A 9519-nucleotide genomic window follows, 5' to 3' on the forward strand; every position below is an offset into this window, starting at 1 on the left:
GGATTGCTCCCGTCACCTTTCGAGGCAGAAAAACAAAATCCCTCACGGGCGAAACAGCCCGAAATGAGGGAAAAGAATAAATATCTATAATCCAAGAGAAATAAAAGGATAATATTTCTACAAATATGAATATATATCACTGTATATCTGTTTTTTTATAAAAATACGTCCATTTTCTCATCTATTCCTACAAAACTCCATTTATACCCATTTTTGAATTATTTTTGTTACTTGATTTGATACTTATATCAAAATAATTTTCTACCTTTGCGGCAGGATATAAATCACTGTAGCACAATGGGCAGAAAAAAGCAGACAAAAGTAGATAAAACGCCGTTCAAATTGCGCAGACGGCGGCTTGCGGACGGTCGGGAGTCCCTTTTCATAGATTATACCGCAGCCGGGAAGCACGAATACGCGTTTCTCTCGTTGTATCTCGTGCCGGAAACCTCTGTCAAGGCAAAGCGTGAAAATGCCAGGACGCTCCGTCAAGCGGAAGAGATTGTCCTCGCCAAAACCGAAGCATGGGTCAACGGGAAAGCACAGGCTGAAGCGGCGAAGGATAAATCGAAAACGCTGCTTGTCGATTTTATGGATCTGCTCATCGCCGAATACAAAGGTCAAAGCTGTTCCGGATATGCAAATTTAAGAACTGCGAAAAGTGTTCTTTTGTCATTCCGCCCGAATTGTCGTCTATGCGATATCGACAAGAGGTTCTGTGCCGACTATGCGGATTGGTTGAAAGGCGGGTATCTTACAAAAGACGGAAAGCCCATAGCAAAAGCGACCGCGTTTTCCTACTTTTGGCAACTCGGAATCGTCCTGACCAACGCATGGCAAAAGGGATACATAAAGCGTAATCCGTGGAAACTGTTGGGCAACCACGAAAAGATACAGCGTCCCGAAAGCAGGCGGGAGTATTTGACCCTCGAAGAGGTGCAGAAGTTGGAGCATACCCCATATAAGAGAGCGGCCATACGGCAGGCGTTTCTGTTTGCCTGCTACTGCGGTCTGCGCATCAGCGATATTATGGATTTGCGCTGGTGCAATATCTCTGTCAACGGCGGACAGTGGTATGTGTCGGTAGTGATACACAAAAACTCGAAGCCGATATCCGTTCCGCTTCCGGCAAAGGCATTGTTGTGGCTGCCGGAGCGCGGCGAATCGAAGGCACCGGTGTTTGCACTGCCCGCCCAGCCGACAGTACGCAGGCACATAAAGATCTGGGCCGGACAAGCCGGAATCGGCAAGGACATCTGTTTCCATACCTCCCGTCATACCTACGGCACGATGCTGATAACTGCCGGTGTTGACCTTTATACCGCCAGCAAGATGATGGGACACGCCGATGTCCGCCCTACGCAGGAGTATGCGAAAATCGCAGACAAGAAAAAGGAAGAAGCGATTTCGCTCATTGATAATGTATTTTGATGGATAAATCGATATTGTTATGACAGCGAATAGGAAATCCGGCAGACTGAAAGAGCCGGTACGGGTACGCACGAAGAAACTCGCCGACGGCTCGGAATCATACTATCTCGACATCTATGTAGACGGCAAACGCAGCTATGAGTTTTTGAAGATGTATCATCTGCCGGAGGTGAATGCAGCCGTCAGAGAGCAGAACCGGGCCACCCGTGCGGCGGTCGAGACCATCAAGTCGCAGCGCATTATCGACATCACCAATTCCAAAGCCGGTATCAAGACCAAATCGGCATGGGCAAAACTGGCTCTGGCAGACTGGATGGAGAGATTCTATGCCTTACAGGAACGCAAAGGCATCAGGAAGATCGAGAAGTTGCGAAGTGTAATCAAGGTGGTCAACCAATACGGCAGGAACACCAAAATGGGCGACATCGACAAAAAGTGGGCACTCGGTTTTATCGACTGGATTCAGCGCACCTACAAAGGCAGAACGGGTAGACCCGTATCGCAGGGTACGGTCGTATTCTATACCTCCCAACTCTCCATCGCCCTGAATGCCGCAGTCCGTGCCGAGTGGTTAGGTGAAAATCCGTTCATGCTGCTCTCGCCCGCCGAACGGGTGAAGAAACCCGAATCGAAACGGCAGTTCCTCACCATCGAAGAGATGAAGACGCTTATTGCCACCGACTGCCGCAGCGAAATCGTCAAGCAGGCTTATCTGTTCTCGTGCTATTCAGCCCTGCGTTTGAACGATATCGAGAACCTGCGTTGGAAAGACCTCGTATGCAACGACGGCAGATACATGATTGCCACCGTACAGCAGAAGACATCGACGCCCATTTATACGCCTCTGTCCAGGAATGCAATCAGGTGGCTGCCGGAACGCAAAACTGATAATGACAATGCACTTATATTTGCCGCACTGCCCTCACGTCCGACCACCAACAAAATGCTCGGACAATGGGTGAAAAAGGCAGGTATTGACAAGAAAATCACCTATCATACGAGCCGGCATACTTTCGGAACGATGATGATGACGGTCGGGGCAGACCTTTATACGACCTGCAAGCTGATGGGACACGCCGACGTGCGTACCACGCAGATATATGCAAAGATTGTCGACAGCAAGAAAATCGAGGCCGTCGGTATGGTCGACAAACTATTCGAACAGAGATGCGAATAATTCTCATCCCTGTTTACGAAAATCTTCCTGCATACTGGGACAATAATAATTCACGTTTTTACCTGCAAAAACATGAATTATTATTATCTTTGCCCTCCCAATAGGACTTTTATGATTATCAGAGAAGAGCTGAAAAGGCAAATAGAAGAATTGAAGGAAGGTGCAGTTATAACTGTTGCCGATTTCGACATACCCAGACAGCATAGGCAGGCTTTAATAAAAGCTTTGAGCCAATATGTTGAGAGTGGTCTTTTAAAAAAAGTTTCAAAGGGCAGATATTACAAACCGAGACAAACCCGTTTCGGAGAGGTTAAACCGGCCATTTCGGAGATTGTCAAAGACTTACTGGTCAAAGACGGTAAGGTAACAGGCTATCTTACCGCAGGAGAGTATTTTTCCGCAATGGGCTTAACAACACAAATTACATCATCCATTCTGATAGGTACATCAAAGTATCATAGACCCATAAAGCGCAGTGGGTATGACATATCTTTTTTATTGCAACCGAATCCGCTTGTTCCGAAATATTTTGATTTGTTTCGCATTTTGGATGCCATTAAGCTTATCCGAAAAATTCCGGCAGCCACACCTGACGAGAGTGTCATTCAGTTAGGCTATCTAATTAAATCGCTGGATGAAGAAAAGCGGAAAGAGATGTTGGAACTTGTGCTTGCATATCCTCCTTTTGTAAGGGCGGTACTTGGAGCCATCTTGGAGCGGCATCAGCTGTCATACGGTGACTTGAAAGAAACCTTGAACCCGATAACAACATACAAGTTGCCCATATCAACCAAAAGTTTGCCGACAAAAAATAATTGGAATATCATATGAGACTACACGAGAATAAAGAGTTGTTTCAGGATACGATTCTTGCCGCAGAACGTCCGGTGGAAGAAGGCGGACTGGGTATCAAGTCGCTGTTCATAGAGAAAGACTATTGGATAACCCGTGCACTTAAACTAATGGCTGCAAATGACTCAGACCGTCGTGCGGTATTCAAGGGCGGCACGAGTCTTTCAAAGGTTTATAAGATAGGCAGTAGGTTCTCTGAAGATATAGATGTCGCCATAACTGATGCCGGGAGATTGAAAGACGGACAGAAGAAAAAAATAATTACCCGTATCGTTCACAATATGTCAAGCGGACTTGAAGAGATTCCTATCGACGGCCAAACCCGAAAGAGTTCAAAATATCGGAAAGAGTTTTTTCGTTATCCTCGCGTTATCCAATCTTATGGAGCCGATCCAGTGAAGCCGGGGCAAATTTTAATCGAAGTAAATACATTTGCCAATCCTTATCCGTTTGAAATTAAGTCCGTCTCAAGTTTCATTTACGATTTCTTGCTGCGGCAGAATGCGGAAGATGTTATTGAAGAATACGAACTTCAACCATTTTTATTGCCTGTTCTTGATAAACGCAGAACATTTACAGAGAAGATGGTTTCGCTTCTACGTTATTCTCTTGCACAAGACTATATCAAAGAGATGTCAGCAAAGATACGCCATTTCTACGACATCCATTTCCTGATAAATAACGCCGAAGTATATCAATATTTTACCTCTGATGATTTTTTGCGTGATTTCACATCATTGTTTACGGAAGACCAAGAACGATTTGAACAACCTGACGGATGGCAGAATCGCGGCATAAGCGAATCTCCGTTATTCTCATCGCTTGATGATATATGGCCACAATTGGAAATGGTATACTCTGCGGAATTGCCCGGTCTTGCATATACTCAAATTCCATTGCCTAACACAATCAAACAAAGTCTAAACAAAATTCTTACCCGAATAAATTTGCATTAAGAGATGATGAGCATAGCACAAATATCCACCCATTTGCAGTCGGTGAACAGTATTTTGTCGTCGTGCACTGACAGCGGATTGTCATTTGACGATACACTGACACTATCTGCATTTTATCGTGATTGCAGCGACACGAACAGTATTATCGCGGCGGCGGAGAAAGAGGTTGCCAAAGATGCCGACCGTCTTTTGTCCGATACCGTTTCCCTGCTGTCAGAGATTGAAAAGTTTTCGGCAGCGGGTGTTGCCGGCATTCAGCCGGTGAACTTCGAAAACATTTTCGAGCAGCACGTCAAGCCTTTTGAGGAACGTTACGAAGCCGCCAAAGCAACCTCGACAAAGTTGTGGCAGGAGTATTCGGCATTAAGTAACCGGCTCGATTTTCTGCCGTTGGATACCGATGAGTACAAGACATTGAATGCCGAATGCGATGCGAAGAAATCCGCGTATGACACCGCCAGTGAGCAGACAAACCGATTATACGACGATTGGCAGACAGAGCGTCAACGCTGCTTCTGTGTCTACACCTTCAAACCGCTGCATCTGGAAGTACTGGTTGTTCGCTTGAAAGGAATCACAGAGAGCATTATCGCCGACATCAAACGCATAAAGGAGGATCCGCGATGAATGCCTATGCCCGTTTGCAGCAGACCGCCGCATGGGTGGATATCGTGGAGTTAAGGCTCTGCCTGTTCCTCTATGATGTCTGCAACGACCGACAGTTCGAGTCTATGCCGGGCAGCGACTTTGTCAATTTCCTTAATCTGAAGCCCACGCAACAACCCGTTGCAGTCTGTCCGCGCGAGAATCTGCGCATCTGCTATATGGTCTATTCCGTTGCCCAAACAATCAAACCCCATGAGCGCGGCAAACGCTGGGCAGAGGAGTTTTTGAGTGTCTGCGGAATCTCTCAAACCTATTACGAAAAACACCGCACCGACATCTGTTCTGCTGTAGCTACCGACGAGAACAAAAGATTCCGCAAAGCAATCGACATGGCCATCGAAAAAGCCCGTCGGCTGACCCTTCTCCCGTAGCGTCCCGACATTTCCCCATATATCCGGAACAACCGGCCCCTTGCATTTGCGCCATATCGTTGTAGTTCAACGGTATGGTGTAATTTCTTTTTATGTATTTTTCCCCACAGCCGCCCCATATCTCCCCATCGGGGCAACCATAACTTTGCATCGGAACCGAAAGCCCACCAAAGGCCGGCAACAGGTGGCAGCGGATTCCGCAACGGAACATGTAAAACCTATAAATACGAAAAGTTATGCACAAGGAAAAAGATTCAACCAATGAGCGCGTTCTGCTGACAACGACAGAGGCCGCACATTATCTCGGCGTGAAGCCGAGCTATCTCTACAAGATGATGATGCGGCGGGCGATTCCTTATTACAAGCCGGGAGGCAAGCTCTGTTTCTTTTTGCGCGAAGACCTCGACGCCTGGCTGACAAGTATTCGAATTAAGTCGCAGAGCGAAATCGAGAGCGAGGCGGCACACTATATCGTCAGCCGAGAAATCAACAAGTAACCCTATTCACAAACCATTAAAATGTAAATCGTATGACTAACGAAATGGATAATGTAGCGGGAGTAGCTCAGGAGTTCCCCGCAAAGGAGACGAAGCGCAGAGAGAGCCGTGCGGTGATTAGCGCAAAAGCACAGACGATATTGGATTTTCTGCGGAACTGCAAACCCTACGAGGCGGATTCTATCCGTGTGATGGTCGGCTATGCACTCGGCAAGGGCGATGTCGAGCGTATCGACGCAACCGATATGCTCTCTGTAAACCGATTCCTCAATAACGGTCTTACAAAAGAGGATGAACTTCTGCCGACCGCATTGTGCAACATCGTCAAACATCCGTGCAGAAGCTGCTCGAATCCGTGAAAGAGTTTGTCAATATCGACCAGTTCTTCCGTGTGAGCGTTGCGCTGATGAAGATTTCATCGGACAGCAATGCCGTCGAGAGCGTGCGTCAGCATTTGCAGGCGAGACCGCCGCAGGAGGCAGGCAAACAGTAATGTCGAATGTGAATCGGCGTATCCGGCCTTGTGCAGCGAACAACGAACATTGCTCGTCGCAAATCCCGAGAAAAGGGGAACAAGAAATTCAGGTATTCCGATTCCAATTGAGAGCAGGCAAAATGGAAAATCCAATCACAAACAACGAATCGAACCGATTGCACTTGTCGGGCGAGTTCGGAAGCATTTGCTTTTGCTTTACAGCGGAGGCTTTGCAATGGCTGTCGGGAACAACGAACGATGACAATAATACTCCTATCGCAAACGGAATCCTTTTCTATGACCTGTTGCGGCGAATGCGATTCTCGACAGGTCGGGACGAATCGTTCCGCCGTCCGCAACGGGTGTCGGCAGGAGCATTCCAGTTCTCGGGAATCGGACTGGCTGCGGATTGGAATATGGGACGCAAGCGCGTACATAATCTGCTGCTCGCAATGGATCGCATCGGACTGATTGCCGTACATTCGTCAAGGATTGCATCTGTCGCTGCGGTTACTTGCATTATGGGCTGGACGGACAAATGCGGCAACTTTTCCAGAACCCTTATAACCACTCGGATGACTCTTGAAAAAGGCCTGCGTAAAAGTTCTACAAAGCTTCACCGATGCATCTTCAAACCTTCATATATACCGCGTACCACATTTGTAGTGCCCCCTCATTGCCTCGCAATGGGGAGGATCGAAATCAGGGAATGGAGGTTTGCGAGATATGCCAGGGTATAACCTCTGCGAAGCAGACGGTCATACTTGGCGCTCTCGCGGATCGCCTGACGCTCACCGATACGGCACTCGCAGGCTCGCACCCCGACTGTTTTACCAACAACTGAACCTATTTATCTATGAATATCCCTATGAAACGCAATAAACCGAGCCCGATGACTGACAAACGTACTTGCTATGTCGGTGCAAAGGTTACACCCCTGCAACAGGATACGATCTGCAAACTGGCGACCAGATGCAGCATGACCGTCAGCGACTATCTGCTGGCACGAAGTCATGACTACGAACCGAAACAGCGATTGACAAGCCGTCAGGCGGAATCCCTCGCTACGCTGAACGACTGCCGCAGCGATATTGTTAACTACACTTCCGTACTTCGTGGAATGAATGCAGCAAAGAGGAAACAACTCTTTAACGACCACGCCTATATTCTCGGCTGGCTCAACGAACTGCGACGGCTTGCCAAAAGGATTTCCGCCGTATTAGACGAGTTGTGCAAACCCAATCCGATTCCGTGAGGAACAACGAACACATCTGACACCGGCTCCGACCTATGATAGCCAAAGCCACAGCCATATCGCACGGAATAAATGCACTGCGATACATTACGGGTGAGTCCGCGCACAAGAAACACCCGGAGAAGATACACCCTATCGCTACTTATTTCTTCGACGGCGCATTCACTGCGCAAAGTATGTTTGAAGCGATAAGGTTCAAGGGCGCGGACTATCCGCGACTGAAAAACAACATTATCCGTATCGAGGTTAGTCCTGCCGAAGAATACACACGAGACTTTATCGCTGCTGACTGGAAAAAACTTTGGGAAGAGTTTGCGGTGGAATTCGACAATCAGGAGATATCGGACGAGAAGACTGGTAAAGTCATCTCTCCGAAGACGCATATCGCCCGAAGCAAGGCGACCGTTTGGTTGCATCGGGATTCCCGAAGCGGCATACCGCATCTGCACGCTGCGGTTTGTCGGGTGGATGAGTCCGGCGAACTGAACAATGACCACCAGATCCATCTACGGGCACAACGTGCCGCCGAGCGTATTGCCCGCAGGCGGGGTTGGACAACGGCAGAGGAGAGGCACGATGAACACGTCCGACAGGCGGAACGGGACTGTACGGCGGCAATTCAATCTATGGACTGTTGGTCATGGGCAGACTATGTCGCATCGCTTGAAGGCAAAGGTTACAATATCCGGGAGCGTCGGGACAGCAAAGGTATCCTGTGCGGCTATACGCTCCGCAAGGGCAACATTATTATCAAGGCATCGGAGCTGAAAGGCCGGACGTTTATGGCTTCACGGTTGGAAGATACCTGGCGAAAAATCCACACGCAGAAGATGTCAGACGTTCCAACGCAGAGAACGGCGAGAACATCGACGGCAACCGGCTCAAATGCAGCGGGGACAACGGCACCGCCGCCAAAACCGACTGCTCAATCTGTACCGCAGCAGTCGAATCTATCCATATTATCGACTTCGCAATCATCTGCACAATCATCTGCACCGCAAGTTGTAGATAGTGCTACACAACCGCCTGTCCCGTCACCCAAACAAAACTATGTGACGCTTATAGACTACACGCAATACCGAGACGGAACAACCTCTTATACGCTTGAACACAACGGCCAAGAACATCGCTTATACATTCCCGAAAAGGTGATGGACTTGTTCAATGAGGAATTCGACTACCGTGAAACAGCCAACTGGCAGGAGTTAACAAACCTTGCTATTGTTCTGTTTATCGGAATGGCAGGCGGTCCGGCAACGGTTCCGCCGGGCGGCGGCGGTAGTTCGGCCGACAACAACTGGGGCCGCGACAAGGACGAAGACGACCTCCGCCGGGCGCGCCGCTGCGCCAGTGCCGCAATCCAAAAACTCGGCAAACAACCGAAATATGGATTACGCAGATAAATTAAAGGGCAATTAAAAATGAAAAACAATATGGCAACGATTAAAGTGAAACTGCGTGCTCCGAGCATCGCAGGCAAGGCGGGAACGGTTTATTATCAGGTAACGCACCGTAGAATTGTAAGACAGATTAGCACCGATATCCATATCCTGCCGGAAGATTGGGACGGGAAACAGCAGTGTCTCAAACAACAGGCGTCAGGGCAACAGACAGACGGACAACCGGCATCGTCCGCCACTCTCCAAAACCGCATACAGGGCGACATGACCCTGCTGCGGAGGATTATCAAGGAACTCGATGCATCGGGAGTGCCTTATACGGCAGAGGAGGTTGTCCGACGTTTCCGCAAACCCGAACATACCGTAATGATGCTGGCGTTCATGCAGGAGCAGATCGACCTGCTGCGCCAATGCAACCGCCTGGGCACCGCCCAAAACT

The 9519-nt window shown here is 48.6% G+C and carries 11 protein-coding genes and 1 pseudogene; all 12 read left to right on the forward strand.

Translation table 11 applies throughout. From position 1 onward, the window contains the following. Window positions 1-297: 297 nt before the first annotated feature. On the forward strand, window positions 298-1431 hold the full coding sequence (locus tag Q0Z70_RS12165; RefSeq protein WP_298074896.1) for a site-specific integrase: 1134 nt from the start codon (window positions 298-300) through the stop codon (window positions 1429-1431). Between the two features lie 19 nt (window positions 1432-1450). Further along, window positions 1451-2608: a site-specific integrase gene (locus Q0Z70_RS12170; RefSeq protein WP_298074898.1), complete on the forward strand. Its 1158-nt coding sequence runs from the start codon at window positions 1451-1453 to the stop codon at window positions 2606-2608. A 111-nt stretch (window positions 2609-2719) separates the two neighbouring features. After that, entirely contained in the window at window positions 2720-3439 is a 720-nt protein-coding gene (locus tag Q0Z70_RS12175) for a DUF6088 family protein (protein WP_298074900.1), read from the forward strand. Beyond that, entirely contained in the window at window positions 3436-4416 is a 981-nt protein-coding gene (locus Q0Z70_RS12180; protein WP_298074902.1) for a nucleotidyl transferase AbiEii/AbiGii toxin family protein, read from the forward strand. Before Q0Z70_RS12175 ends, Q0Z70_RS12180 begins: the two co-directional genes overlap by 4 nt. Before the next feature lie 3 nt (window positions 4417-4419). Then, complete coding sequence (locus Q0Z70_RS12185; protein ID WP_298074904.1) at window positions 4420-5043, forward strand: hypothetical protein; 624 nt, start codon at window positions 4420-4422, stop codon at window positions 5041-5043. Beyond that, window positions 5040-5453 (forward strand): hypothetical protein, encoded by a 414-nt coding sequence (locus Q0Z70_RS12190; RefSeq protein WP_298074905.1) that lies wholly within the window; start codon window positions 5040-5042, stop codon window positions 5451-5453. The genes Q0Z70_RS12185 and Q0Z70_RS12190 overlap by 4 nt, the downstream gene beginning before the upstream one ends. A 236-nt stretch (window positions 5454-5689) precedes the next feature. Continuing rightward, window positions 5690-5950, forward strand: a complete 261-nt coding sequence (locus Q0Z70_RS12195) for a helix-turn-helix domain-containing protein (protein ID WP_298074906.1) — start codon at window positions 5690-5692, stop codon at window positions 5948-5950. 32 nt (window positions 5951-5982) lie between these two features. Next, window positions 5983-6443 (forward strand): annotated as a pseudogene (locus Q0Z70_RS12200) (hypothetical protein). A gap of 122 nt (window positions 6444-6565) precedes the next feature. Beyond that, window positions 6566-7165, forward strand: a complete 600-nt coding sequence (locus tag Q0Z70_RS12205; RefSeq protein WP_298074907.1) for a hypothetical protein — start codon at window positions 6566-6568, stop codon at window positions 7163-7165. A 128-nt stretch (window positions 7166-7293) separates the two neighbouring features. Beyond that, the gene (locus Q0Z70_RS12210) at window positions 7294-7680 is read left to right on the forward strand and encodes a metalloproteinase (RefSeq protein ID WP_298074908.1); all 387 of its coding nucleotides are present in this window, start codon (window positions 7294-7296) and stop codon (window positions 7678-7680) included. Between the two features lie 35 nt (window positions 7681-7715). Next, window positions 7716-9083 (forward strand): relaxase, encoded by a 1368-nt coding sequence (locus tag Q0Z70_RS12215; protein WP_298074910.1) that lies wholly within the window; start codon window positions 7716-7718, stop codon window positions 9081-9083. 30 nt (window positions 9084-9113) lie between these two features. Then, window positions 9114-9519: Arm DNA-binding domain-containing protein (locus tag Q0Z70_RS12220; RefSeq protein ID WP_298074912.1), on the forward strand; the 406-nt coding region annotated here is incomplete at its 3' end.

It is taken from the genome of uncultured Bacteroides sp. (genome assembly GCF_947632445.1).
GTDB lineage: Bacteria > Bacteroidota > Bacteroidia > Bacteroidales > Bacteroidaceae > Bacteroides.